We start from the raw sequence: 25,563 nt of genomic DNA on the forward strand, positions 1-25,563 counted from the left end.
TCCTGGGGACTTCGTGGCTACTTGCCCAACACGCCGAGCTGCTTGTTGATGAACCACTGCTGCGCGATCGCAAGGATGTTATTGGTCAGCCAGTACAGCACGAGGCCGGCCGGGAAACCGAAGAACATCACCGAGAACACCAGCGGCATGATCCACATCATGCGGGCCTGCACGGGGTCTGGCGGCGTGGGGTTGAGCCAGGTCTGGAGCAAGCTCGACGCCGTCATCAGCAGCGGCAGGATGAAGTAGGGGTCTTTCACCGAGAGGTCGGTGATCCAGCCGACCCACGGCGCGTTGCGCATCTCGACGCTGGCCAGCAGCACCGAGTACAGCGCGATGAAGAACGGCATCTGCACAAGGATCGGCAGGCAGCCGCCGATCGGATTGACCTTCTCCTCGCGGTAGATGCGCATCATCTCCTGCTGCATCTGCTGAGGCTTGTCTTTCAGGCGCTCGCGCATTTCCATCACGCGGGGGTTGATGGCCTTCATCTTGGCCATCGAGCGGTACGCGCTGACGTTCAGCCAGTAGAACGCGACGCGCAACAGCACCACCAGCGCGACGATGGCCCAGCCCCAGTTGCCCAGCAGGGCGTGCAGCTGCGAGAGCAGCCAGAACAGAGGCTTGGCCAGCACGGTGAAGATGCCGTAGTCGCGCACCAGGTCGAAGTCAGGTGCGACATCGCTCAGCGACTTGAGCTTCTTGTCTTCCTGCGGGCCGGCGAACAGCAACGCATCGACCGACTTGCTCGCCCCGGCATTGATCTCGCCCAGCGGCAGGAACATGCCCACGGCGAACTCGTTGGCGGTTCCGGGTACCTTGTCGGCGTAGATGTCGCGCGCCTGCCCACCACCGACCAGCCAGGCCGAGGCGAAGTAGTGCTGCAGCATCGCCACCCAGCCGTTGTCGGCGGTCTCCTTGAAGGCCTTGCCCTTGTTCAGGTCGCTGAAGTCGACCTTGTGGAACTTCGTGTTCGCCGTGTACAGCGCAGGCCCGGTGAAGGTGCTGTAGAAGAAGTTCTTGCCCGGAGGTGGGTTGCCGTCGCGCACCAGTTGCAGGTACAGGCGGGGGTTGAGCGCCGCGGCCGAGCCGTTGACGACCTCGTGCGTGACGCCGACGGCGTAGTCACCCCGCTTGAACGTGTAGGTCTTGACGAGCTTGACGCCGCCCATGTCGGGCGACTCGAACACCAGCTTGAGCTCCTTCGCATCTTCTTTCAGGATTCGCTCGCCCGGTTGCACGCGCATCACGGTGTGGTGCTCGGGCAGGGCGCCGGCGCCGCCGGTGCTCGCCCAGAGACCTGACTGCGCCACGTAGTAGCGCTCGTTCGACTGGTCGAAGAGCACGACGTTGTGCTTGGCGGCCTTGGGGTCCGGGCCATGGGGCTTGCCCGTGACGAGCGCCCAGACGCGGTCGACGATGTCGGCCTGGCTCTGCTCGTGCTGCTGCAGCAGCTCCAGGCGCACCAGGGTGCCGCCTGTGCTGTCGAACGTGGCCTGGACCAGATCGGTGGTGATCGTGACCTTCTCGGCCGGCAGCGCGGCCGTGGCCGGGGCCATGCCTGGCGTGCTGGCCGCCGGGGTGGCAGCAACGGCGGCGGCGCTTGCCGTGCCGGTCGGTGCCTGTGCCGTCGGGGCCGCGGTGTTGGCCGGGCGGGCCGCCGGGGCGGGGCTGAACATCGACGGGTTACCGTTGTGTTTGTTCCAGCCGTCCCAAAGCAGGGTCAGCGACATCAGGAACACCACCCACAGGATGGTGCGGCGCATATCGGTCATGGGGAGGTCTTCTCGCGAGAGGAGGAAAGGTGAGAGAACAAACCGCGGAGTGTCGCAGGCACCGGGTCGTGCCCGCCGTCGCACCACGGGTGGCACCGCGCCAGCCGGCGCAGCGTGAGGTAGCTGCCAGCCGTGGCGCCATGCTGCTGCAGGGCCTGCAGGGCGTAGGCAGAGCACGTCGGCTCGAAGCGGCAGGCGCTGCCCAGCCAGGGGCTCAGGAAGAAGCGGTAGGCGCGAACCAAAGCCACCAGCAAGCGCCGGGGAATGGACAAGAGCAGTTGAAGCATGCCGCTGCCGCCCGTCAGCGCATTAGCGAGCCACTCGGCGCGCGGCGTCGGCCAGCAGGCCGGCCAGTTCGAGGCGGGCGCTGTCGCGCAAGGCCTGCGACGCAGCGCTCGGAAACGCGATCCGATCGAAGGGCGCCCGCAGGCGAACCACCCACAGGCCATGGGCGAGCCGGGGCTCGGCGGCTGCGGCGGCACGAATCTGGCACTTGAGGAGAGTTCGGGTCACCGACCGGCGGGCATGCCGCTTTGGCACCACCGCACCGAGCCAACAGGCTCCCGGAAGCGATTCATCCACAGATCTGCCCAGTTCAGGTGCCTCACCTGTTGACAACTCCGGGACAAGTGCCTCGGCAGGTGGCTTGGCGGGCAGGCTGGGGCGACTGGCGAGGTAGTGCACCGCGAAATGGGTGCTGCGTGCACGGATGGGGGTTCCGAGCACGCGTTCGAAATCGACAGATCGCACGATACGGCCCATCACGGCGTGGCCGAGCACTCGGCTGCCGGGCCGTTCAGCCTCAGACGGCCAGGCGCTTGCGGCCCTTGGCGCGGCGTGCGTTGATCACGGCACGGCCGCCGCGGGTCTTCATGCGGACGAGGAAGCCGTGGGTACGAGCGCGGCGGGTCTTGGAAGCTTGGTAGGTGCGTTTCATGGTGGATCCTGCTGAATGAGGCTGACTTCAACGGGGCTCGATTTCGGCGTCCCGGCACCTGAGGGGCTCAGATGCCTGTGCGATCTACCTTGACTACCCGCTTCTGTTCTTGCTTCTGATCTTGCTGCTCATTGCGCCTGCAACCGCGCCCTGGCAGAGCCAGGTCCGTGATCGGCGCGAACAGCATTCCCCCGGTATCGCTCCGGGAAACCCACTATTACACCAAAAACCCCCTTCCAAGTCAAAGGCTTGCACGGCAGCATGCGGGCGCGCAGGGCTATTGACCCCCGCCTCGAAACTGTGGATAACCACCACTTTCCCGATCACCAGCGACGTAGAATCCCGCCGCTCCGAGAAGACTTTTCCACAATATGAGCGTGAGCGCTGATCTCTGGCAACGTGGCTGCGAGCGACTTGCAGCCGAGTTGCCCGAACAACAATTCAACACCTGGATCCGCCCGCTGCCCGCGGCCGATGTCACTGATTCCGGCGGCGACGGCGCGGTCGCTTCACTGCGCGTGCCGAACCGCTTCAAGCTCGACTGGATCCGCAATCAGTACGCCGGCCGAATCGAGGCAGTGTTGAGCGAACTGGCGGGCAAGCCGGTGCGCCTGGATCTGACGCTCGCCAACCGCGACACAGTTGCGCCTGCCCGCTTTCCCGCGCTGCCGGTGCGCAACAGTGGCCCCGTCTCTGTCTCGCACGCGTTGAATGGCCACGCCTCCGGCCAGCCGGCGGTCGGTCAGCCGGCTACGCCCTACGTGCGCAGTGCAGGTGATGCCGCCCACAACGCCCCCCTGCCTCGGCACCGACTGAACCCGGCGCTCACCTTCGACACACTCGTTCCCGGCCGCGCCAACCAGATGGCACGTACGGCCGCGCTCCACGTGGCCGGCGCCCCGGGGCAGATGTACAACCCGCTCTTCATCTATGGCGGCGTCGGGCTGGGCAAGACCCACCTGGTGCATGCCGTAGGCAACGCCCTGCTGGCCGACCGCAGTGATGCCCGCGTGCTCTACCTGCACGCCGAGCAGTTCATCACCGACGTGGTGAAGAACTACCAGCGCAAGACCTTCGACGAACTCAAGGCCAAGTATCACCAGCTCGACCTGCTGCTGATCGACGATGTGCAGTTCTTCGCCGGCAAGGAGCGCACGCAGGAGGAGTTCTTCAACGCCTTCGAAGCGCTGCTGGCCAAGAAGGCCCACATCATCATGACCAGCGACACCTACCCCAAGGGCTTGGTGGACATCGACGAGCGACTCACGTCGCGCTTCGACGCCGGCCTCACGGTGGCCATCGAGCCGCCCGAACTCGAGATGCGCGTGGCGATCCTGATGCGCAAGGCCGACCTCGAAGGCACGCCCATGCCCGAGGACGTGGCCTTCTTTGTGGCGAAGAACGTGCGCGCCAATGTGCGTGAACTGGAAGGGGCGCTGCGCAAGATCCTGGCCTATTCGCGCTTCTCGCAGAAGGACATCAACATCCAGCTGGCGCGTGAGGCGCTGAAAGACCTGCTGTCGATCCAGAACCGCCAGATCGGCGTCGAGAACATCCAGAAGACGGTGGCTGACTTCTACAAGATCAAGGTCGCCGACATGTACAGCAAGAAGCGCCCGGCGAGCATCGCGCGGCCGCGCCAGATTGCGATGTACATCGCCAAGGAAATGACGCAGAAGAGCCTGCCCGAGATCGGCGAGCTCTTCGGTGGCCGCGACCACACCACGGTGCTGCATGCGGTGCGCAAGATCGCCGCAGAGCGCCAGAAGAATACCGAGCTCAACCAGCAGCTGCACGTGCTGGAGCAGACCCTCAAGGGCTGAGCCACAGTCATGGCAGAGCTGTCAAATCACAACCCTGGGGACAACTTCATGACAACTTGGCAACTGTCCACAGGCTGCGTGGGTCGTGCCAAGTTGTTGTGTGTGGGTCCCGCGGATTCGAGGGCTTCGCACACAGGGTTGCCGGCAAGATAAGCGGTTGAAAGAAAAGGGGAAAATGGCGTTCTCCACAGAAAACGTCGTTCCCTACTAAGACGACTAAATTAAGAGGTTCACATGATTGTCTTGAAGGCAGCACAAGAAAAAGTTTTGAGTGCTCTGCAAGCCGTGTCGGGCATCGTGGAGCGGCGCCATACGCTGCCCATCCTGGCCAATGTCCTGATCCGCAAGACGGGTGGCCAGATCGAGTTCACGACCAGCGACCTCGAGATCCAGGTCCGCACCGTGGCCGAGCTCGATGGCGACGCCAGCAACTTCAGCACCACGGTGGGTGCCCGCAAGCTGATCGACATCCTGCGTTCATTGCCGGCCGACCAGACCGTCACGCTGAGCTCGAACCAGAGCAAGCTCACGCTCCAAGGCGGCAAGAGCCGCTTCACGCTGCAAACGCTCCCCAGCGACGACTTCCCGCTCGTGCAAGAAGCGGCCGACTTCGGCCCGGTGTTCGGTGTGCCCCAGAAGACGCTCAAGGCGCTGATCAACCAAGTGCACTTCGCGATGGCGGTGCACGACATCCGCTACTACCTTAACGGCATTCTGTTCGTGGCCGAAGGCAAGAGCCTCACGCTCGTCGCCACCGACGGCCACCGCCTGGCGTTGGCGCAAGCCACGCTCGATGTCGAGATCCCCAAGCAAGAGGTCATCCTGCCGCGCAAGACGGTGCTCGAACTCCAGCGCTTGCTGAAGGACGAAAAGGATGGGGACAACAACAGCCCGATCGAGATGCGCTTCGCCGGCAACCAGGCCAAGTTCAGTTTCTCGGGCATGGAGTTCGTGACCAAGCTGGTCGAGGGCAAGTTCCCCGACTACAACCGCGTCATCCCAAAGAACCACAAGAACAGCGTGACGCTGGGCCGTGCCGCATTGCTGGCCAGCCTCCAGCGTGCGGCCATCCTGACGAGCGAGAAGTTCAAGGGCGTTCGCGTGAACATCGAGCCCGGCATGCTGCGCATCGCGTCGAGCAATGCCGAGCAGGAAGAAGCGAAGGAAGAACTCGAGATCGACTACGGCGGTGACGCCATCGAGATCGGTTTCAACGTGACCTACCTGATGGACGTGCTCTCCAACATGAGCGTCGAGATGGTCAAGCTCGAGCTGCAAGACACCAACTCCAGCGTCTTGATCACCGTGCCCGAGCAGGCCGGCTTCAAGTACGTGGTCATGCCGATGCGCATCTGACCCCGTGCCGCGGCCCGTGGGCCGTGTGGCACTTGCCAAGCGGGCTTCGGCCCGCTTCACCGTTTCTAAAGAGGGGTGCAAACCCCGTTGAGAGAGTCCCAAGCGGCCATGACCGATAAAACCAACCTCCCCGAAGATCCCGCCCAGAAGCCTGCCAGCAAGAGCGGCGGCTACGACGAGAGCAGCATCCAGATCCTCGAAGGCCTGGAGGCGGTGCGCAAGCGCCCGGGCATGTACATCGGTGACACCTCCGACGGGACTGGCCTGCACCACCTGGTCTTCGAGGTGGTCGACAACTCCATCGACGAAGCCCTCGCCGGGCATTGCGACGACATCGTCGTCACCATCCACACCGACAACTCCATCTCGGTCATCGACAACGGCCGTGGCATCCCCACGGGCGTGAAGATGGACGACAAGCACGAGCCCAAGCGCTCGGCGGCCGAGATCGCGCTGACCGAGCTGCATGCCGGGGGCAAGTTCAACCAGAACAGCTACAAGGTCTCGGGCGGCCTGCACGGCGTGGGCGTGTCATGCGTGAACGCACTGAGCAAGTGGCTGCGCCTGACCGTGCGCCAAGGCGGCAAGCAGCATCACATCGAGTTCCGCAAGGGCGTGCCCCAGGATCGCCTGCTCGAGATGCGCGATGGCTTCGAGGTGAGCCCCATGCGCGTCACCGGCGAGACCGAGAAGCGAGGCACCGAGGTTCATTTCTTGCCGGACGAAGAGATCTTCCAGCAGAACGCCGACTTCCACTACGACATCCTGGCCAAGCGCTTGCGCGAGCTTTCGTTCCTCAACAACGGTGTGAAGATCCGCCTGGTCGACGAGCGCAACAACAAGGAAGACAACTTTGCCTTCGCCGGCGGCGTGAAGGGCTTCGTCGACTTCATCAACACCGGCAAGAAGGTGCTCAACCCGACCGTCTTTCATGCCACTGGCGAGAAGCTCAGCGAACAAGGCACCAACATCACCACCGAGGTGGCGATGCAATGGAACGACGGCTACAGCGAGTCGGTGCTGTGCTTCACCAACAACATCCCGCAGCGTGATGGCGGCACCCACCTCACCGGCATGCGCGCGGCGATGACGCGCGTCATCAACAAGTACATCGAAGACAACGAACTCGCCAAGAAGGCCAAGGTCGAGATCAGCGGCGACGACATGCGCGAAGGCTTGTGCTGCGTGCTGAGCGTGAAGGTGCCCGAGCCCAAGTTCAGCAGCCAGACGAAAGACAAGCTGGTGTCGAGCGAAGTGCGCGGCCCGGTCGAAGACGTGGTGAGCAAGTCGCTGGCCGACTTCCTGCTCGAGCACCCGAACGACGCCAAGATCATCTGCGGGAAGATCGTCGAGGCTGCCCGCGCCCGTGAGGCCGCCCGCAAGGCTCGCGAGATGACGCGCCGCAAGGGCGTGCTCGACGGCATGGGCCTGCCCGGCAAGCTGGCCGACTGCCAGGAGAAGGACCCGTCGCTGTGCGAGATTTACATCGTGGAGGGTGACTCCGCCGGTGGTTCCGCCAAGCAGGGCCGCGACCGCAAGTTCCAGGCGATCCTGCCCTTGCGCGGCAAGATCCTGAACGTGGAGCGCGCGCGCTTCGAACGCCTGCTCACCAGCAATGAAATTCTCACGCTGATCACGGCGCTGGGCACCAGCATCGGCAAGGAAGAGTTCAACCCCGACAAGCTGCGCTACCACCGCATCATCATCATGACTGACGCGGACGTGGACGGAGCTCACATCCGCACCCTGCTGCTGACCTTCTTCTACCGGCAGATGCCCGAGATCGTCGAACGTGGCCACATCTACATCGCGCAGCCGCCGCTCTACAAGGTCAAGCTCGGCAAGGAAGAGCAGTACCTGAAGGACGGCCACGAGCTCGACGCCTATCTGCTCAAGGTGGCGCTGAAAGACGCCAAGCTCGAGACAGGCGTGGGCGGGACCGTGCTACAGGGCGAGACGCTCGACACCCTGGCCCGCCAGTACGTGCTGGCCAACAACGTGGTCGACCGCCTGAGCAAGTGGATGGACGTGGAAGCCCTGCGCGCCATGGCCAACGGGTTCGCACTCGATCTCGACACGCTCGAAGCCGCCGAAGCCTCTGCAGCCGCGCTCAAGGCGGCATTGCACGACGCCGAAGTCACGGCCGAGTTCGATGCGCGCACCGACAAGCACATCCTGCGCATCAGCCGCATGCACCACGGCAACGTGAAGAGCAGCGTGATCAGCGCCGACTTCGTGCACGGCGCCGACTACGAGGCGCTCAGCACGGCCGGTGTCACCTTCAAGGGACTGGTGAGCAGCGAGGCCGTCGTCAAGCGCGGCGAAGGCGAGAAGCAAAAGGAAGCCAAGGTCGGCGACTTCCGCCAGGCCATGGCCTGGTTGCTCCAGCAAGCCGAGTCGGCTGTGGGCCGCCAACGCTACAAGGGCCTGGGCGAGATGAACCCCGAGCAGCTCTGGGAAACGACGATGGACCCGAACGTGCGCCGCCTGCTCAGAGTGCAGATCGACGACGCGATCGAAGCAGACCGCGTGTTCACCATGCTCATGGGCGATGAGGTGGAACCGCGCCGCGATTTCATCGAGGCCAACGCGCTGCGGGCGTCGAATATCGACGTGTAGCGTGTTGCGTGCCGGGGGGTACCAAAGTCATTGCAGGTGGCGCGACAGCGCTGCGACCGGATGGCTTTGGTTTGTGCGACTGCCCAGGGTTGGCGAGAGGAATGTCATAGCGCCTGCGCCCCCGCCCGTCTGGCCCGCATGACCAGAATCCAGGGCCGGGCGGATGCGGAGTCGAACGGCAGCCGCCCCTGGGCGTCGAGCGCCACTTCGCTGCGTGCCACGGTCTGGTTGACGTTGCCGCCGATGGCGTGGAGCGTCTTGGCAGTCGCGTTCACGGCGACGACGATGTCGCAGTGCAGGGGTGGGGCGTTGTCGCCGTCCTGGATCTGGTCGAGTTGCTCGGGGGTGAGCGCGTAGCCGCTGCGGGTGGCGCATATGAGGTCGGCGGCCTCTGCCGTGGCGGGCGTGGGCACGACCTCGAACGCGGTGGTGTACCCGCGGCGTGCGGGCACGATGTACCCGGCGTGCGACATCGATGGGCGGAACTCGGTGTTGGAGAACCCGGCGTCGATGAGCATCTTGCTCACGAACACGGCCGACCAGGGGCGGGTGTTTTCGGGGGTGCGCGTGTCACCCGCCGGCCATTGCGCGGTACACACGTCGGTCATCCCGCACGAGTGACGAGACCGGTTCGGTGGCACGGCTTGCCAGTAGGCATGGACGATGGGGCAGAGGGCGGCGGTCTGCTCATCACCACAGCCGTCTTGAACCTCGACGCAACTGCCGTCGGCCTGCACCAGGCAGGCGACCGGCCCGTTGTCGATGCGGGCGAGCTTGCGGCCCCAGCGTACCCACTCGGCTGTGGTGCCGGCCACGAGGCGGTCGATCTGCGCCGGCTTGACGACGGTGGGGGCGCGTACGACATCGGGTGTGCGGGGCGGGAGGCCGGCGCAGGCCGCGAGCGCGCCGCCGGCCAACGCCAGGGCCGTGCGAGTCAGCCAGGCGAGGGGTGAGGCGCGCGTGGGGGTGGGGCTCATCGCCCGCGGAGTGTGCATTCAAACCCCCGTGCTGCGCGCAATGCGCACAGAGACCCTGTGCGGGCGCAGAACGGTCGTGCGCCAGACAATGGGCGCATCCGTGACGCGGCGCCCCCACTCCCTGCGGCGCCCGATGTGCTGGCTATGCGGGCCAACAGCCCCGGCAGCCCCTGACTTCGCACTTCACGGCGGTTCAAGAATGCCCCTCATCCCGTCACGCCCACGGCTGCGGGAGACCGGGCTTCCTGTCCCAATCGGTTCCGTCTGATCCGTCTCTTCGGACCCCTGTCTCTTCGGGCGGTGTCTGTTCTGACCTGTCTGTACTGACGTCGTGCCGCTGTGCCGCGTCGGCCTGCGCCCGCAGGCTGCCGCCGCATGGCAGCGCGCCTGAAAGGTAGCCTCTCATGCCAACCACTTCGACCCTGCCTGCCGCGGGGACCCACGCTGCCCACCCGGGCGACGCGCACGCCACCGCCCACCTGCCGCCGCGCAACTCGCCGCGCCAGGTGGCAATTGCCTCGCTGATCGGCACCGCGATCGAGTTCTACGACTACTACATCTATGCGGCCGCCGCGGTGCTGGTGTTCAACACGCAGTTCTTTCCGAAGGCCGACCCCTCGGCCGGTGTGCTGCTGTCGCTGTCGACCTTGGCGCTGGCCTTTCTGGCGCGACCGATCGGCTCGGCGCTGTTTGGCCACTTCGGTGACCGCATCGGGCGCAAGGGCACTCTGGTGGCTTCGCTGCTGACGATGGGCATCTCCACCATCGCCATCGGCCTGCTGCCGGGCTACGAGAGCATCGGCCTGTGGGCGCCGGTGCTGCTGTGCGTGTTCCGCATCGGCCAGGGCATCGGGCTCGGCGGCGAATGGGGCGGGGCGGCGCTGGTGGCCACCGAGAACGCGCCCGAGGGCAAGCGCGGCTGGTTCGGCAGCTTCCCGCAACTGGGCGCGCCGATCGGCTTGTTCGCGGCCAATGCGGCGTTCTTTCTGGTGAGCTACTCCCTCGGGCCCGAGGCGATGGTGGCGTGGGGCTGGCGCATTCCCTTCCTGCTGTCGATCGTGCTGGTGGGCGTGGGGCTCTACGTGCGCTTGAACCTGCACGAGAGCGCCGTGTTCCGTGAGGCCGAGAAAGCCGGCAAGAAGGTGCACGCGCCGGTGAGCACGGTGCTCAGCCGCTACGGCATGAAGGTGTTGCAGGGCACGCTGATCATGACCACCACCTACGTGCTCTTCTACCTGATGACGGCGTTCGTGCAGGTGTACTCGAAGAGCCCGGTGGCGATGTCGCCCGCCGGCCACCCACAGGGCCTGGGCATCCCGGCCAACACGTTCACCGGCATCTTGCTGATCGGGGCGATCGTCTTTGGGGTGTTCACCAGCCTGGGCGGTGTGCTGGCCGACCGCTACGGCCGGCGCAATTTCCTGGTCGTGGTGACGATTGCGATCATGCTGTTCGGCCTGGGCATGTCGGCGTTCCTCGCGAATGCCGGCGCCTGGACGGTGCTGTGGTTCGTGATCGTCGGCCTGGCGCTGATGGGCTTCACCTTCGGCCCGATGGCCGCCTTGCTGCCCGAACTCTTCCCGACCGAGGTGCGCTACTCGGGCGCATCGCTCGCCTATAACTTCGGCGCGATCGTGGGGGCCTCGGTGCCCACGCTGGTGGCGATCGAGTTGAACAAGACCTACGGCCTGTGGGGCGTGGGCCTGTACCTGGCCGCCAACGGGCTGCTCACGCTGGGTGCGCTGCTGGCGATCCGCGAGACGCGCGACGTGGATCTCGCGCACGTGGGGGGCTGATCTTCAGGCGCGTTGCGCCGCGAGCGCTCGACGCGCCTACATTTGCTCATCTCCCCCGACGCTGCCGAACCACCGATGAGCGACGCCAAAGATCACCCCGCGCAGGGCCCCCACACGCACGAGGGCCACGCCCACGACAGCCACGCTCACCACGTGCGCCAGCCCGATGTGATGGCCGAGATGCGCGGCGATCTCACCGACTGGCGCAAGTGGCGTTCTCGATTGGTGGTGATGGTGTTCGCGGTGCTCGCCGGCCTGGCGGTGGTGGCGTTCACCTGGCTGAGCGAGCACGCCTTGCGTGGGTTCGACTGGATACGAGGGGTCCACCCCTTGCTGCCCTTCATCTGGACGCCGCTGTGTGCCGCGGGCCTGGTGTGGCTGACGCAGCGCTATGCGCCGGGGGCGTCGGGCTCGGGCATCCCGCAGGTGATGGCGGCGCTCGACAGCGCCGAGAAGCACCGCCCGCTCTTCGTCTCACTGCGCCTCTCGCTCGCCAAGATCGGCCTGACCACCGGCGGCCTGCTCGGCGGCCTGGCCATCGGGCGCGAGGGCCCTTCGGTGCAGATCGCCGCCGGCGTGATGCTGCATGCACAGCGCTGGCTGCCCAAGGGCGCGTCGATCACGCCGCACGGGCTGTTGATCGCCGGCGGCGCGGCGGGCATCGCGGCGGCGTTCAATGCGCCGCTGGCCGGCGTGATGTTCGCGATCGAGGAGCTCAGCCGCAAGCTGGAGCAGCGCAACAGCGGCCTGATCGTGTCGGCCATCGTGCTGGCGGGCCTGATCGCCATCTCGTTCTTCGGCAACGCCACCTACTTCGGCGTGATCCGCGTGGGCTCGTTGCCGCCCGGTTTCGTGTGGCCCGCGCTGCTGGTGGTGGTGTTCTGCGGCCTGCTGGGCGGGGTGTTCTCGCGGCTGCTGTATGTCTCGATCGTGGGCGGGCGCGACCGCTTCAGCCGCTGGCGTGCGGCGCGGCCGGTGGCGTTCGCTGCGGCCTGCGGCTTCGTGATCGCGCTGGTGGGCTGGGTGAGCGGTGGCAGCACCTTCGGCAGCGGCTACGACTACACGCGCGGCCTGCTCGAAGGCCACACCGACATGCCGCTGCTCTACGTGACGCTGCGCCTCGTGGCCACCTGGCTTGCTGTGTGGTCGGGCGTGCCGGGCGGCATCTTTGCGCCGTCGCTTGCGATCGGCGCGGGCATCGGTGACGACGTGGCCCTGATCACAGGCTGGGAGATCAGCTCCGCCGCGCTCATCGCGCTCGGCATGACGGCCTTCCTGGCCGCCGTGACGCAAGCGCCGATCACCGCCTTCATCATCGTGATGGAGATGGTCGACGGCCACGCCATGGTGCTCAGCCTGATGGCCGCGGCGGTCGGGGCGAGCCTGATCTCGCGCTGGATCAGTGCGCCGCTGTACAGCGCGCTGGCGCATGCGCAGCTCAAGCGCATTCCGGCACCTGCGTCACCTGCGCCACCTGCGGAACCGCCGCCTGCCGCGCAGGATGCGCAGCTAAGGGCCGACGAACCGCCAGCGGGCAAGGCGTCCTGACCTGACTGGCGCGCCATGGAAAAGGGCCCCGCGAGGGGCCCTGTGCGTGCGTGAAAGGGCGAGCCTTTACGGCATGCGACGCTCGTTGTCCTTCACGGCGTCCTTGACGAACTCCTTGGCGTCGCCATAGCTCTTCTGAGCCTTGCCTTCGGCCTGGCGGGCCAGGCCCTTGGCTTGCTGCTCTTCGCTGCCGATCACTTCACCGGTCTTGCGTTGCACCTTGCCAGCGGCGTCTTTTGCAGCGCCCTTCACTTGGTCCTTGTTCATGGAATGCTCCTTCAGTCGGGTTGATGAACGAGGCAGTTGCTTGAAGCAAACCGTCTCACCGAGTGACCTAGCTTAGGCCTGGTCCCTCGTGTTGAAAGAGGGACCAGGGAGCGCATTCGGGTCGGACCTTGCCTACAGGCGGCGCCGGATCGCGCCGCTTTGGCGGCGGCTGGCGGGCACTTCGTCGCAAGGGTCTTCCGCGCATGCACCGCGCCGCGCACCATGCTCTCCACGGCAGTCAAGCGCCCAGCCACTCAACCCAGCCCGGAGACCCGCCATGGCCCACCCCTTCCCCGTCGACGAGCCGATGCTCAATGGTTACTTTGCCCCGCTGCACCTGGAGGCCGATGCCCAGCACCTGCCGATCACCGGCGAGCTGCCGCCGGGGCTCAAGGGCACGCTGTACCGCAACGGCCCCAACCCGCAGTTCGCACCGCGCGGCCGCTACGACTGGTTCGCCGGCGACGGCATGCTGCACGGATTCACGCTCGCCAACGGTCAGGCGAGCTACCGCAACCGCTACGTGCGCACGCCCAAGTGGGCGCTGGAGCATGCCGAGGGCCAAGGCCTCTCGTCGGGCGGCCTCGCGCCTTCGCCGCTGGACGACCCGCGCATCGTTGAGATGCGCTCCACCGTGGCCAATACCAATATCGTGTTCCACGCTGGCCGCCTGCTGGCGCTCGAAGAAGCGCATCCGCCCTTCGAGGTAGAACCCGGCAGCCTCGCCGCCAAGGGCGACCACACCTACGGCGGCGATCTGGTGGGGCCGTTCACCGCGCACCCGAAGGTCGACCCGGTGACGGGCGAGATGGTGGCCTTCGGCTACATGACGGCCGGCTTCGGCTCGCCCGACCTGCGCGTGCACCTGATCGGCGCCGACGGTCAACTGCAGCGCAGCGAGCACCTGGTGGCGCCTTACGCCGCCATGCTGCATGACTTCTGCCCGACCGAGCGCTACATCGTGCTGCCGGTGATGCCGCTCACCGCGTCGATGGAGCGCGCGCAGCGCGGCCGCCCGGCCTGGGCCTGGGAGCCCGAACTCGGCAACTGGGTGGCGGTCATGCCGCGCAACGGTTCGGCCAAGGACGTGCGCTGGTTCCGCGGCGATTCGAGCTATGTCTATCACCCGCTCAACGCCTACGACACACCCGACGGGAAGATCGTCTGCGACATGCTGCAGTACGAAGCGCCCCCTGGCTTTCCTGGCGTGGAGGGCAAGCCGACGCAGCCCACGCAGCGCGGCGCGCGGCTGGTGCGCTGGACGCTCGACCTCAACGCCGGCACGGATGAAGGCGAGCCTGCACGCTACACGGAGCAGCGCCTGAGCGATCAGATGATGGAGTTCCCGCGCATCGACGAGCGCCGCACGATGCGTGAGCACCGCCACGGCTACTTCGTGGTGGGCTCGCCGCGCCCGGGCAGCGACGACGGCAGCGGCCGCACGAGCATCGGGCACATGGACCTGCAGACGGGCCGCTTCGCGATGTGGCAACCGGAGGCGGGCGACTACTGCAGCGAACCTGTGTTCGTGCCGCGCAGTGCCGATGCACCCGAGGGCGACGGCTGGCTGCTCACCGTGGTCTTCCGCGCGAGCCGACAGCGCAGCGACCTGGTGGTGCTCGATGCAGGCGACGTGGCGCGCGGCCCGATCGCCCAAGTGCATCTGTCGCACCGCGTGCCGGCCGGCTTCCATGGCAACTGGGTGTCGGCATCGGCGTGAATGGGCGAGCAGCACGTGGGTGAGAGGTGGGAGCGAGTGGCGGCGAGGCGTGGGTAGGATGCCGCGTTCTCCTCGCCACCCTCTTCACGCTCCACACACTCACCCAACATGAACATCCATCTGAGCCTCGGTCCCCTCATCTCCTTGCTCGCCGGCATCCTCATTCTGTTGATGCCCAAGCTGCTCAACTACATCGTGGCGTTCTATCTCATCGCGGTCGGCGTGATCGGGCTCTTCGGGCTGGGTTCGCTGCGCATTCACTGAGGCGGCGAACCCAGCCATGGCGCTAGCGTGTGGCGGGGCCCCGTGGCGCCTCGGCGCGCTGCGTCTCTTCGCCGGAAGGGGTCTGCGCATCGAGCCCGCGCGCGGGTGACTCGAAGACCTGCTTCTCGTCTTCGTGGGATTCGATGAGTTCTTCGATCACGAAGTTGCCGTAGCGCTGGGCGCGCTCGGCCTTGAATCGCTCGCCGATCTCGGCGGCCTTCTGTGCGCGCTCGGTGTTGTCGGCCGCCACGATCAGAAAGCTGTAGCCGCGTTCGGCCAGGTCGCGGTGCGCGCGCACCAGGTTGATCTCCTGGCCGAGGTTGGCCAGCGGGTTGGCGTGCGCGATGTCGTGCTCGGCCTGCGCCTTCATCTGGTCGGGCGTGTAGCGCGTGAGTTCGTCGTCGTCCCAGCCGTCGCGGGCGAGGGCGGCGGCGGCGGCGTCCATGTCCTGCGCGGTCGGAAAGGACATCACCACATGGTTCACGGGCGAGAAGGCACCGAGTGTCTCGGGGTGCGGTTGGACTTGCATGGCAGGCTCCTGAAACGGGGTCAGGGCCATGGTGGCGCAGGCGGTGTGGCGCCGTCTCTCGGACGGGCCCGCAAGCGCGTGTGGGGATCGGCCTACGGTGTCGGCGTGGCCAAGCCCTGCTGCCACAAGGGCCAGGCCTGGTCGAACAGGCTGGCCTCGGGCGCGAAGGCCTGGGCCGTAGGCGCCAGGCGCAGCCAGGCCTCGGTGTCGTGGTGGCTGCCGGGGTGGTCGGGCTCGTGGCGGTAGGCCAGCAGCCAGCGGTGAACGTCGGCGTAGTGCGGCGCGTGATGGCGCGCCACCCAGGCCAGCCCGACCAGGTCGGCATAGCCCTCTTCGCGGCGTGTCTGTTGCATCTCGGCGGTCTGGCGGTCGCCCGGTTCGGCGGCTGCGGGCGCGGCAGCGCTGAAAGCGCCCGGCACGGTGTGCCATGCACCGCGCACATAGCGCCAGCAGTGGCCCAGCTCGTGCGCGGCCATGGCCTCCACCAGCGGGGTGTGCAGGCCGGCGGGGATCTCGTCGAGCGAGGTCTGTGCGGCCGCGTTGCCGCGCATCGACAGCACCAGCTTGCAGCGGCCATCGACATACGCCATCGCGAGCGGCGCGTACCCCGGGGTGGGCTGCGGCTGCACGACGATGTCGAGCGGCAGGCCCTGGGCGCGGGCGTATTCGACCGCGGGCCAGGCCAGCTGCAGCCAGCGCGTTTCGAGCGGCGTGAGGTCGGCCGCACCCGCCGTGCCTGCCAGCCAACCTGCAGTCACCCCGAACCAGACAGTCACCCGCACCATGCCGCCATTGAAGCGCAATGCGTGCCAGGGCAGCGTGACGATGTGTGCCCAGAAAGCACGGGTTTTCCGGATTGTGCAAATCCTGCTCGCCAAGCCGGCCGGTCTGGCGCTACGCTCGCACGCACGTCGCCGACCACTCCACCCCCACGCTGCCATGAAGGCCTTCAACGATCTGCTGGTGCGAATCGGAACGCAGCTCGACGCCGACGCGATCAGCTTGCAGGACGCCGCCGTGGCCATGACCACGTTCATCCAGGCGGCGATGGCGTGTTCGCGGGTGACGGTCTGGATGGACGACCCCGCGGCCAAGGAGCGCAGCCTGTGGCGCCTCGCTGCCTACGACGGCGACACGCAAACCGCGTTGCGCGACACCGTGTGGCTTCAGGGCAAGGAGCTCGACGAATCGTTCGCCGTGCTCCTGCAAAAGGGCTTGTACGCCACCACCGATGCGCTCGTCGACCCCGAACTCGCCTGTGTGCGCGGCAACTACCTCGCGCCGAATGATGTGCGCGGGCTGCTGGCCGTGACGATCGGCGCCAACGGCATCATCTGGGCCGTCTATTGCTGCGAACAGATGGGCGCACCGCGCGAGTGGACCGCCAAGGAAATGCAGCTGATGCGCCGCTTCGCCGACGCCATCTCGTTGCGCCGTGTGCGCCGCCGCCGTCGCGAGGCCGAGGCGGCCCGACTGGCCATGCGCGTGATCAGCCTGCACACCACGCCCGACGATCAGCCAGGCTGAGCGGGGCTCGGGTCGTCCGTCAGGCGCGGTGCGAGCTCACATGCCCAGGCGCTTTGGCGAGAGGTACTCCTGGCGGTAATTTTCGAACGGGAGCGAATCGCTGCGTTCGATGGCGGCCTGCTCGTCGATCGAGGCCTGCGCCATTTCGCGAAAGCTCGCCTGCACCTCGCTGCCGTGGGGCAGGGCCAGCAGGTGGGCTTGCGTCTGCAGGCTCTGCGCCACCGTGAACTGCTGGAAGGCGTTGCCGAAATCCTGCGCCATGGCGGCCAGCACGCGGGCCGATGGCGTGAGCGTGGCATCGGCCAGCGCGGCACGGGCCGCGTCGAGCGCACGCTGGTGGTGGCGCCCGCCCAGCGCGTCATCGAGTGCGGCGGCGATGGGCGCGCATTCGTCGACGATCTGCAGGCCCCATTCGGCCAGCGTCGGCTCGTGCGTGCCGCGCTCCAGCCGCAGGCCGGGCTCGCGCCCGCGGGCGGCCGTGCGGTGCTGGTTGCGCCCGAGCGCGGCGATCTCGTCCGGCGTGTCGGGCGGGCTGTCGGTGAGCAGGCAGTGCAGCAGGAAGATGTCGAGAAAGCGCGTGGTCTCGGCGGTGATGCCGATGGGCACGAAGGGGTTGAGGTCCATCAACCTCACCTCGACGTACTCGACACCGCGCTCGCGCAGTGCATGCAATGGCCGCTCGCCCGGGAAGATCACGCGCTTGGGGCGGATGGTCCCGTAGAACTCGTTCTCGATCTGCAGCAGGGTGGTGGCGAGCTGGTTGTACTCGCCACCGGGGTTGTGCACGCCCACGCGAGCGTAGGCGGGGTAGGGCTGGGTGAGGGCGTCCTGCAACGAGGCGCCGTAGCTGGCCAGGCTGTTGTAGCTGACCGCCAGCGTGGCCTGCGCGTCGCTCTGGTAACCCAGCCGCCCCATGCGCAGCGAGGTGCCGTGCGGCATGTACAGCGTGTGGGCCTCCAGCGTCTGCAACTCGTGCGTGCGGCCTTCGACAAAGCTCTTGCCGACCGCCGGCGAGGCGCCGAACAGGTACAGCAGCAAGAAGGAATGGCGGCGGAAGTTGCGGATCAGCGCGAAGTACTGCTCGTCCGTCACGCTCGGCAGCGACCAGTTGTAGTGGATGCCCGAGATCGTCTGCATGCGCCGGCCGTAGCGGTGGCCCAGGCCCATGCGGTACACGCTCTTGGCGCGGCCCACGTTCGACGTGCCGTAGCGCCCGAGCGGGATGGTCTCGTCGATGGGCAGCTCGCAGGGCATGCTCGACACCCACAGCATCTCGTCGCCGATGTCGCCCAGCGCGTGGTACGCGGCCTGGTGGATCTGCGTGAGCTCGGCCAGGCAGGCCTCGATGCTCGCGTGCACCCGCGTGACGAGCTCGAGCTGCGACTCGCTGAAGTCGGTGGTGATGTGCGGGTGCGTGAGCGCCGAACCCAGCGCCACCGGGTGCGGCGTGAGCGCGAGGGCGCCGTTGGGCTGCGCGCGCAGGCTTTCCTTCTCGATGCCACGGCGCATGCCTTTCAGCGCGCCGGGCGAGAGGGCGCGCAGGCGGTCTTGCATATCGCTCATGCGGTTGTCTCCTCGGGGGCTGCGGTCGGAATGCGTGCGCAAAGTACCAGAGGCCGGCGCGGGGTGCGCGGCGTAAGGTTGCTCCGGTTTGTGGCAGGCGCCGCCGCGGCTTGTGGTGTTGTCTTGTCTCAGCTTGCCGTGGCCGGCAGCGCGCGAACGGTGTAACGGCCGCCGGCTTCCACGAGTGCAATCAGCCGGTCGATGTTGGGGTGCTTGCCGGGGTGCGCGCGGGCATCGGCGGTGTGTTCGCCGTAGGTCACGAGCCCCTCGTGCGCGGCCTGCACGGTGATCGCGCCGCCGTGGCGCTGGGCCAGGTCGGCATACACGGCCACCGAGCCGGCCGAGCCGGGCTGGTTCATCAGCGTGGCGACGACCCGGCCTTGTTCATCGAGCAGCTCCAGGCCGGCGAGGTGGGTGATGGGCGGGAGTTGCTTGAGGTTGTCGGCGAAAGCCATGGTGCGGTGCGAAAGTTCTGTGAAGGGAATGAAGGTTCGACGAGCCTGCGGCGGCACGGGCCTCAGCCGTTCGACTGGAAGTGCGCCAGCGTGCGCTCCCAGGCGCGCTGGGCCGCCCCGTCATCGTGGTGCGCTCCGTCGCCGTTGAAGCCGTGGCCGGCTTCGTAGACGAACACCTGCACCTGCGGGTGCGCGGCCTGCACCTTCTCGACCGCGTCCATCGGGATGCTCTGGTCGAGCCGCCCGAAGTGCAGGATGGTCGGGCAGCGGGGCTCGCGGTTCACCATGTTCGGGATCAGGCTGCCGTAGTAGCCCGACGCCGCGGCCAGGTCGGGGCTGCGGCAGGCCACGGCCCAGGTCACGCTGCCGCCGTAGCAATAGCCGGTGAGGTACACCGGGCCGTGGCCCTTGAGGGCGTCGATGCAGGCCTGCGTGTCGGCGAGCGAGGTCTCGAAGGGGTGCAGTTCGCGGGCGAGTCGGATGGCCTGCTGCATGTCTTCGGGCGTGCGGCCCAGTTGCAGGCCGGGCGCTTCGCGGTCGAACAGGGCGGGCGCGAGCACCTCGTAGCCCTGCTCGGCATACAGGTCGCACTGCTGCTGGATGTGCGGGGTGACGCCGAAGATCTCCTGGATCAGCACCAGGCCGCCCTTGCGCGTGCCGACCGGCTGCGCGTGGTACACGCCGATCGTGGCGCCGTCGCTCATCGTCATCTGGTCGATGCTGCCGCGTGTCGTGCCCATGCGCTCTCCTGTGACATCGTGGGGTAAAGGAAGGTGCAGCAATATAGTGGCCTCGCATCCACTCTGCTCGAGGCACCCATGAAGACCCGCGCTGCCGTCGCCTGGAAGGCCGGCCAACCGCTGACGATCGAAACTGTCGACCTCGAGGGCCCGAAGGCCGGCGAGGTGCTGATTGAAGTCAAGGCCAGCGGCATCTGCCACACCGACTACTACACGCTCTCGGGCGCCGACCCCGAGGGCCTGTTCCCGGCCATCCTGGGCCACGAGGGTGCGGGTGTGGTGGTCGACGTAGGGCCGGGCGTGACCTCGCTCAAAAAGGACGACCACGTCATCCCGCTCTACACGCCCGAGTGCCGACAGTGCAAGTTCTGCCTTTCGCGCAAGACCAACCTGTGCCAGCTGATCCGCGGCACGCAGGGCAAGGGCCTGATGCCCGATGCCACCTCGCGCTTCTCGCTCAATGGAAAGCCGCTGCTGCACTACATGGGCACCAGCACCTTCAGCAACCACATCGTGGTGCCGGAGATCGCGGTGGCCAAGATCCGAAAGGATGCCCCGTTCGAGACCGCCTGCTACATCGGCTGCGGCGTGACGACCGGCGTGGGCGCGGTGCTCTTCACCGCGCAGGTGGAGGCGGGCGCCAACGTGGTGGTGTTCGGGCTCGGGGGCATCGGCCTCAACGTGATCCAGGGCGCGAAGATGGTGGGTGCCGACAAGATCATCGGCGTCGACCTCAACCCCGAGCGCGAGGCCATGGCGCGCAGCTTCGGCATGACGCACTTCATCAACCCCAAGACGACCGAGAACGTGGTCGACGCCATCGTGCAGCTCACCGACGGCGGCGCCGACTACAGCTTCGAATGCGTGGGCAACACCAAGCTGATGCGCCAGGCGCTGGAGTGCACGCACAAGGGCTGGGGCCGCAGCATCATCATCGGCGTGGCCGAGGCGGGCGCGGAGATCAGCACGCGGCCGTTCCAGCTCGTGACCGGGCGCAAGTGGGAGGGCTCGGCCTTCGGCGGTGCGCGCGGCCGCACCGACGTTCCCAAGATCGTCGACTGGTACATGGACGGCAAGATCCGCATCGACGAACTCATCACGCACCGGCTGAAGCTGGAAGACATCAACAAGGGCTTCGAGTTGATGAAGTCGGGGGAGTCGATCCGGTCGGTGGTGGTGTATTGAATTGAACCGGCCCACTGCCCCCGCGACTCAGCCGTCGGGAACCACAGTCCGCTCAGGCTGAGGTATCGAAGCCCGGCACGGTCAACGCGGGCCTTCGATACCTCAGGCTGAGCGGGCATTGCCGCTCGAACCTTGCATCAAGACCCATGCCCACTCTCACCACCCTCTCCGAACACGCCTGCTTCGGCGGCGTGCAAGGCTTCTACCAGCACGATGCCGACACCATCGGCCTGCCGATGAAGTTCGGCGTGTTCGTGCCGCCGCAGGCCAAGGCCGGCCCGGTGCCGGTGTTGTTCTACCTGGCCGGGCTCACCTGCACCGAGGAGACCTTCGCCATCAAGGCCGGCGCGCAGCGGCATGCGGCCGAGCACGGGCTGATGCTCGTCAGCCCCGACACCAGCCCGCGCGGCACCGGGGTCGAGGGCGCCGACGCGGCCTGGGATTTCGGCCACGGCGCCGGCTTTTACGTCGATGCGACGCAGGCGCCCTGGGCACGCCACTGGCGCATGGAGAGCTACATCACGCAGGAGCTGCGCGCGCTGGTGCTGGCGACCTTCGCGGCGCGCGCCGACCGCGTTGGGATCTTCGGTCACTCGATGGGCGGGCACGGCGCACTGACGCTGGCGCTGCGCCATCCAGGCCTGTACCAGAGCGTCTCGGCCTTCGCACCCATCGCCGCACCCATGCACTGCCCGTGGGGTGAGAAGGCCTTCGGCGGCTACCTGGGCGCCGACCGCGCCGCCTGGGCGCAGCACGACGCCACCGAGCTGGTGAAGGCCGGCGGCCGCCTGCCGCCGCTGCTCGTCGACCAGGGCCTGGCCGACAAATTCCTGGCCGAGCAGTTGAAACCCGATCTCTTCGAGGCCGCCTGCCGTGCCGCCGGGCAGTCGCTCACGCTGCGGCGGCACGCGGGCTACGACCATGGGTACTACTTCATCAGCAGCTTCATGGCGGACCACATCGCGCACCACGCCCGCTAGCCACGACCGTTAAAAACTGCACGACTCATTGGTCCACTAATCGCACAAACGGAAGCACAAACGAGAACGATTCGCATTAATATCTGGTGCCTTTTGTTACCAGATCTGTCGTCGTGCCTCGTTCCCCGGGTGTTCCGCTGTCGCCTCTTGCTGTCATCTGCCGCCAACGTTGGCTGGCCGGCAGCGTCCTCGTGCCGCTGCTGTGTTCTCTCGGGTGGAACGCGCGTGCCGCGGAGCCGACCCTGGCGCCTGTCGTGGTCACCGCCACCCGCACCGAGAAACCCGTCGATGACGCCCCGGTTCGCACCGAGGTCGTCACCCGAGAGGAGATCCAGCGCACCGGCGCGCGCACGCTGAAGCAGGCGCTGGAGAACATCCCTGGCCTGCAGCTGCGCGAGGTGCACGGCAAGTCGGGCTACGAGATGTCGCTGCAGGGCATGACGGCCGACCAGGTGCTGGTTCTGATCGACGGCATGCCGATCTCGGCCAGCACCGGCTCCACCGTGGACCTGAGCCAGTACCTGATCGGCGACGTGGAGCGTGTCGAGGTGGTGAAGGGCGCCTCCTCGGCGCTGTACGGCAGTGCGGCGATGGGGGGCGTGGTCAACGTGATCACGCGGCGTGCGGGGCCGGGCCTCTCGGCCAGTGTCTCGGGCGAGGTGGGCAGCTATGGCTCGCAGAACGTCTCGGGTGGCCCCGGCCGCTCGGCCGGGCAGTTCCGCCTCGAAGGCGGCGGCGAGACCTGGCGCCTGGGCCTGAGCGGCGACGTGGTCGACGACAAGGGTTTTGCCGTCGATCCCTCGGGCTGGGCCCGCGAAGGCGATGCCTCGCGCCGCCGCCAGCTGGGAGCGCGTGCGAGCTGGCTGCCGCAGCCCGGCTCGGCGCTGTGGATCGAAGGCAGCCGCTACCTCGAAGGCGACGAACAGCGCTACGAGCAGTACGTGCCGCCCAACGTATTGCAGCGAAGCAAGCCGGAGGCGATCACGCGCAACCGCGTGGTGGCCGGGGCGCGCGGCGGCCTGGCGGATGGCCCGGCCAAGGGCCTGCGCGGCGAAGTGAAGCTGCTCGACGAGCAGTACGACACCAACACCGAGGAATACGCGAGCAACGCGCTGGTCGCCACGCGCGCGGCGCAGATGGGGCTCTCGCAGCTCTCGGCGCAGGTCGATTTGCCGGCCTGGGGCGCACAGCTGTGGCAGCTCGGCATGGATGCGCGGCGCGACACGCTGGCCCAGCAGAGCAACGGCGTGAGCGAGATCGCCGGCGGCAATGCCGAGCGCACCAGCCTGGAGTTCTACGCGCAGGACGACATCGTGTTCGACAGCGGCTTCGAGCTGGTGGGCGGCGTGCGCACGCAAAACGACAGCGACTTCGGCCAGCACACCGCCGGCAAGCTGAGCTTGCTCTCGCCGCTGCCGGCCGCCGACGGCTGGAAGAACCTGCTGCGCGCGAGCGTGGGCCAGGGCTACCGCGTGCCCAACCTCAAAGAGCGCTACTACCTCTTCGACCACAGCTCGCTCGGCTACATGGTGATCGGCAACCCTGATCTGCAGCCCGAGACCTCGGTAAGCACCCAGCTCGGCGCGAGCTTTGCGCAGGGCAGCGGGCTGTCGTTCGAGATCAACGGCTTCGTCAACGACGTGCGCGATCTGATCCAGACCGACCTGACGAACTACACCGTGGTCAACGGCGTGGCGCGCTACACCTACCGCAATGTGGCGCGCGCACGCATCGCCGGCGTGGAGACCGGCCTGCGCTGGCGCGTGGCGCCCAGCCTCGCACTCAGCGGCAGCTACACCTACATGCGCACGCGCGATCTCGACACCGACAGCGAGCTCACGCGCCGCCCCGCCCACCAGGGCCGCATCGGCCTCGACTGGGATCCGCTCGACACCACGCGCTTCACGCTGCGTGCGCGCTACCAGGGAAGCGAACTCGTCGACAGCGCGACCCAGGTGCGCTCGCCTGGCTACGCGGTGCTCGACCTCTATCTGCAGCAGACCCTCACCCCTGGCCTGCGCATGACGTTCGGCGTGGCCAACGCCACCAACCAGCAGCGCGACTTCAGCACCGGGCAGGACTTCGGCCCCATCGTCGGCCGCTATGTCTCGCTGTCACTGAGCTACGACTTTGCCCGCCCCTGAGTTGCACCCGCTCTCAACCCAGACCTCTCACTTGCATCACTCCCGGAGAACCACACCATGAGCAACACGACCCGCCTGGCCGCGCTGAGCAGCCTGATGATCGCGACGACCCTGCTGACCGCCTGCGGCGGTGGTGGCGATGACGCACCCGCGGCCCCCGCGCCCGCACCGGCACCGACCAGCCAGTTCACGCAGAGCGCCACCTGGACGGTCACGCTGCCAGCCTCGGGCCAGTCGGTCTGCTACGACTTCGACGGCGCCGCGCAGACGGCCGACTGCACCGGCACCACCTGGGACGTGAAGCTCAAGAGCAGCGGCATGACCGCCTCGCTGTGGACCAACGGCGGCACCAGCGGCACCGGCACCGGCGCGGCCGCCGGCGGCCCGTTCAACTACACCTGGGCCCAGCTGCAGACCTGGCTCAACGCCACCACGGACCCCGCCGGTGGCGCGCTGCCCTCGCAGGCCTGGCTGGTCGATTCGTCGAGCAGCGTCTTCACCGGCGCCAACTCGATCCAGGCCGCCGCCTTCGAGTACGGTGTGGCCGGCGACCATTTGCTGTACCCGAACTTCCGTGTCTTCCTGGTCACCGCCAACACCGCCGCGGTCAGCAACACCGGCACCATCGGCGCGCCGGTGTTCGCGCTGCAGATGACCGGCTACTACGGCGGCACGGGCGGCACGACCTCCGGCTACCCCGCTTTCCGCTTCGTCGACCGCGCCAACCCCGGCACGGTTTACACCGCGCAGGTCAATGCGAGCACCGGTTGGGTCTACTACGACCTGATCAACCGCGCCGAAGTCGCCTCGACCGGCTCCTGGCACATCGCCTTCAACCGCTACAGCGTGCGCCTGAACGGCGGCGAATCGGGCAGCGGCACGGTGGGCGGCTTCGTCGGCAAGACGCCAGCCGGCTTCTATGGCACCGATGGCGCGCCGGTGGTGGCCAAGCTCACCGCCACGACCAACGTGGCCGATACGCTCGCCGACCTGACGGCTGCCGACATCGCCGTGCCGGCGCGCGTGCAGTCGTGGGTGCGTGATGCGACGACCTCGCCGCTGTCGCCCACCTACCGCGGCACCTACCCGAACCCGCTCGACTACGGCTGGTTCACCTACCACCCGACCGCCGCCGCTGCGCAAGCCGCCGGCCTGCCCGCCGTGGCCCACCTGATCAAGGCCAACGACGCCAATGCGACGCTGGTGCGCTCGGGCACGGGCAACAGCTACGCCCGCATGCGCGTGCAGTCGATCACCTATGCCGACCCGAACGTCGCCACCAGCGCGCAGACCTGGGTGCTGCAGTTCCAGGTGCAGCCGCGCCAGTGACATCCCCTCCTTTCCTGAACCTCTTTCGG

General features: G+C 67.3%; 23 protein-coding genes. 12 read left to right on the forward strand and 11 right to left on the reverse strand.

Annotation, left to right across the window (positions count from 1 at the left end; translation table 11 throughout):
* Positions 1–17: 17 nt before the first annotated feature.
* Genes yidC through rpmH form a run of 4 tightly spaced genes read right to left on the reverse strand, consistent with a single transcriptional unit; the run spans position 18 to position 2,712 of the window.
* Positions 18–1,775 (reverse strand): membrane protein insertase YidC, encoded by a 1,758-nt coding sequence (yidC, locus tag AC1KAR_RS10070; protein WP_480317042.1) that lies wholly within the window; start codon positions 1,773–1,775, stop codon positions 18–20.
* On the reverse strand, positions 1,772–2,041 hold the full coding sequence (yidD, locus tag AC1KAR_RS10075; protein ID WP_480317829.1) for a membrane protein insertion efficiency factor YidD: 270 nt from the start codon (positions 2,039–2,041) through the stop codon (positions 1,772–1,774). The genes yidC and yidD overlap by 4 nt, the downstream gene beginning before the upstream one ends.
* A 43-nt stretch (positions 2,042–2,084) precedes the next feature.
* Entirely contained in the window at positions 2,085–2,537 is a 453-nt protein-coding gene (locus AC1KAR_RS10080; protein WP_480317831.1) for a ribonuclease P protein component, read from the reverse strand.
* Positions 2,538–2,577: 40 nt separating this feature from the next.
* Positions 2,578–2,712, reverse strand: coding sequence for a 50S ribosomal protein L34 (gene rpmH / locus AC1KAR_RS10085; RefSeq protein WP_047486751.1), 135 nt, complete (start codon positions 2,710–2,712; stop codon positions 2,578–2,580).
* A gap of 377 nt (positions 2,713–3,089) precedes the next feature.
* Here rpmH and dnaA point away from each other — a divergent pair, with 377 nt between their 5' ends.
* The 3 genes from dnaA to gyrB all read left to right on the forward strand — a co-directional run bounded on the left by dnaA (position 3,090) and on the right by gyrB (position 8,510).
* Positions 3,090–4,535: a chromosomal replication initiator protein DnaA gene (gene dnaA, locus AC1KAR_RS10090; protein WP_480317044.1), complete on the forward strand. Its 1,446-nt coding sequence runs from the start codon at positions 3,090–3,092 to the stop codon at positions 4,533–4,535.
* Positions 4,536–4,769: 234 nt separating this feature from the next.
* Positions 4,770–5,891, forward strand: a complete 1,122-nt coding sequence (dnaN, locus tag AC1KAR_RS10095; RefSeq protein WP_480317045.1) for a DNA polymerase III subunit beta — start codon at positions 4,770–4,772, stop codon at positions 5,889–5,891.
* 108 nt (positions 5,892–5,999) lie between these two features.
* Entirely contained in the window at positions 6,000–8,510 is a 2,511-nt protein-coding gene (gene gyrB, locus AC1KAR_RS10100) for a DNA topoisomerase (ATP-hydrolyzing) subunit B (RefSeq protein ID WP_480317047.1), read from the forward strand.
* Between the two features lie 104 nt (positions 8,511–8,614).
* On the opposite strand, the gene AC1KAR_RS10105 is transcribed toward gyrB, so the two are convergent.
* On the reverse strand, positions 8,615–9,487 hold the full coding sequence (locus AC1KAR_RS10105; RefSeq protein ID WP_480317049.1) for a DUF2272 domain-containing protein: 873 nt from the start codon (positions 9,485–9,487) through the stop codon (positions 8,615–8,617).
* Positions 9,488–9,891: 404 nt separating this feature from the next.
* Between AC1KAR_RS10105 and AC1KAR_RS10110 the strand changes: the two genes are divergently transcribed.
* Both AC1KAR_RS10110 and AC1KAR_RS10115 read left to right on the forward strand, forming a co-directional pair.
* A complete protein-coding gene (locus AC1KAR_RS10110) occupies positions 9,892–11,283 on the forward strand; it encodes an MFS transporter (protein ID WP_480317051.1) in 1,392 nt (463 codons plus the stop codon).
* Positions 11,284–11,454: 171 nt separating this feature from the next.
* Positions 11,455–12,831 carry a chloride channel protein gene (locus tag AC1KAR_RS10115; protein ID WP_480317833.1) on the forward strand — a complete coding sequence of 459 codons (1,377 nt, stop codon included), beginning with the start codon at positions 11,455–11,457 and terminating at the stop codon, positions 12,829–12,831.
* Between the two features lie 66 nt (positions 12,832–12,897).
* Here the strand turns inward: AC1KAR_RS10115 and AC1KAR_RS10120 are convergent, their stop codons facing one another.
* The gene (locus AC1KAR_RS10120; RefSeq protein WP_480317053.1) at positions 12,898–13,098 is read right to left on the reverse strand and encodes a CsbD family protein; all 201 of its coding nucleotides are present in this window, start codon (positions 13,096–13,098) and stop codon (positions 12,898–12,900) included.
* Between the two features lie 277 nt (positions 13,099–13,375).
* On the opposite strand from AC1KAR_RS10120, the gene AC1KAR_RS10125 reads away from it, so the two are divergent.
* Positions 13,376–14,818 carry a carotenoid oxygenase family protein gene (locus AC1KAR_RS10125; RefSeq protein ID WP_480317055.1) on the forward strand — a complete coding sequence of 481 codons (1,443 nt, stop codon included), beginning with the start codon at positions 13,376–13,378 and terminating at the stop codon, positions 14,816–14,818.
* A 108-nt stretch (positions 14,819–14,926) separates the two neighbouring features.
* Positions 14,927–15,082, forward strand: coding sequence for a DUF3096 domain-containing protein (locus tag AC1KAR_RS10130; RefSeq protein WP_480317057.1), 156 nt, complete (start codon positions 14,927–14,929; stop codon positions 15,080–15,082).
* A gap of 22 nt (positions 15,083–15,104) precedes the next feature.
* Here AC1KAR_RS10130 and AC1KAR_RS10135 read toward each other — a convergent pair whose 3' ends face one another.
* Positions 15,105–15,611, reverse strand: coding sequence for a hypothetical protein (locus AC1KAR_RS10135; protein ID WP_480317059.1), 507 nt, complete (start codon positions 15,609–15,611; stop codon positions 15,105–15,107).
* A 92-nt stretch (positions 15,612–15,703) separates the two neighbouring features.
* On the reverse strand, positions 15,704–16,369 hold the full coding sequence (locus tag AC1KAR_RS10140) for a hypothetical protein (protein ID WP_480317061.1): 666 nt from the start codon (positions 16,367–16,369) through the stop codon (positions 15,704–15,706).
* 181 nt (positions 16,370–16,550) lie between these two features.
* Here AC1KAR_RS10140 and AC1KAR_RS10145 point away from each other — a divergent pair, with 181 nt between their 5' ends.
* The gene (locus AC1KAR_RS10145; protein ID WP_480317063.1) at positions 16,551–17,138 is read left to right on the forward strand and encodes a GAF domain-containing protein; all 588 of its coding nucleotides are present in this window, start codon (positions 16,551–16,553) and stop codon (positions 17,136–17,138) included.
* 36 nt (positions 17,139–17,174) lie between these two features.
* Here AC1KAR_RS10145 and gshA read toward each other — a convergent pair whose 3' ends face one another.
* From gshA to AC1KAR_RS10160, 3 genes are all read right to left on the reverse strand, one after another.
* Positions 17,175–18,701 carry a glutamate--cysteine ligase gene (gene gshA / locus AC1KAR_RS10150; RefSeq protein WP_480317065.1) on the reverse strand — a complete coding sequence of 509 codons (1,527 nt, stop codon included), beginning with the start codon at positions 18,699–18,701 and terminating at the stop codon, positions 17,175–17,177.
* 128 nt (positions 18,702–18,829) lie between these two features.
* Complete coding sequence (locus tag AC1KAR_RS10155) at positions 18,830–19,156, reverse strand: DUF2322 family protein (protein ID WP_480317067.1); 327 nt, start codon at positions 19,154–19,156, stop codon at positions 18,830–18,832.
* Positions 19,157–19,218: 62 nt separating this feature from the next.
* Positions 19,219–19,896, reverse strand: a complete 678-nt coding sequence (locus AC1KAR_RS10160) for a dienelactone hydrolase family protein (protein WP_480317069.1) — start codon at positions 19,894–19,896, stop codon at positions 19,219–19,221.
* A gap of 78 nt (positions 19,897–19,974) precedes the next feature.
* On the opposite strand from AC1KAR_RS10160, the gene AC1KAR_RS10165 reads away from it, so the two are divergent.
* The 4 genes from AC1KAR_RS10165 to AC1KAR_RS10180 all read left to right on the forward strand — a co-directional run bounded on the left by AC1KAR_RS10165 (position 19,975) and on the right by AC1KAR_RS10180 (position 25,534).
* Positions 19,975–21,081 carry an S-(hydroxymethyl)glutathione dehydrogenase/class III alcohol dehydrogenase gene (locus AC1KAR_RS10165; RefSeq protein WP_480317071.1) on the forward strand — a complete coding sequence of 369 codons (1,107 nt, stop codon included), beginning with the start codon at positions 19,975–19,977 and terminating at the stop codon, positions 21,079–21,081.
* A gap of 146 nt (positions 21,082–21,227) precedes the next feature.
* Positions 21,228–22,061, forward strand: coding sequence for an S-formylglutathione hydrolase (gene fghA, locus AC1KAR_RS10170; protein WP_480317073.1), 834 nt, complete (start codon positions 21,228–21,230; stop codon positions 22,059–22,061).
* 254 nt (positions 22,062–22,315) lie between these two features.
* Complete coding sequence (locus AC1KAR_RS10175) at positions 22,316–24,205, forward strand: TonB-dependent receptor plug domain-containing protein (protein WP_480317075.1); 1,890 nt, start codon at positions 22,316–22,318, stop codon at positions 24,203–24,205.
* 57 nt (positions 24,206–24,262) lie between these two features.
* Complete coding sequence (locus AC1KAR_RS10180; RefSeq protein WP_480317077.1) at positions 24,263–25,534, forward strand: HmuY family protein; 1,272 nt, start codon at positions 24,263–24,265, stop codon at positions 25,532–25,534.
* The last annotated feature ends 29 nt before the right edge of the window (positions 25,535–25,563 follow it).

The organism is Piscinibacter sp. PDB1-1, assembly GCF_056675995.1.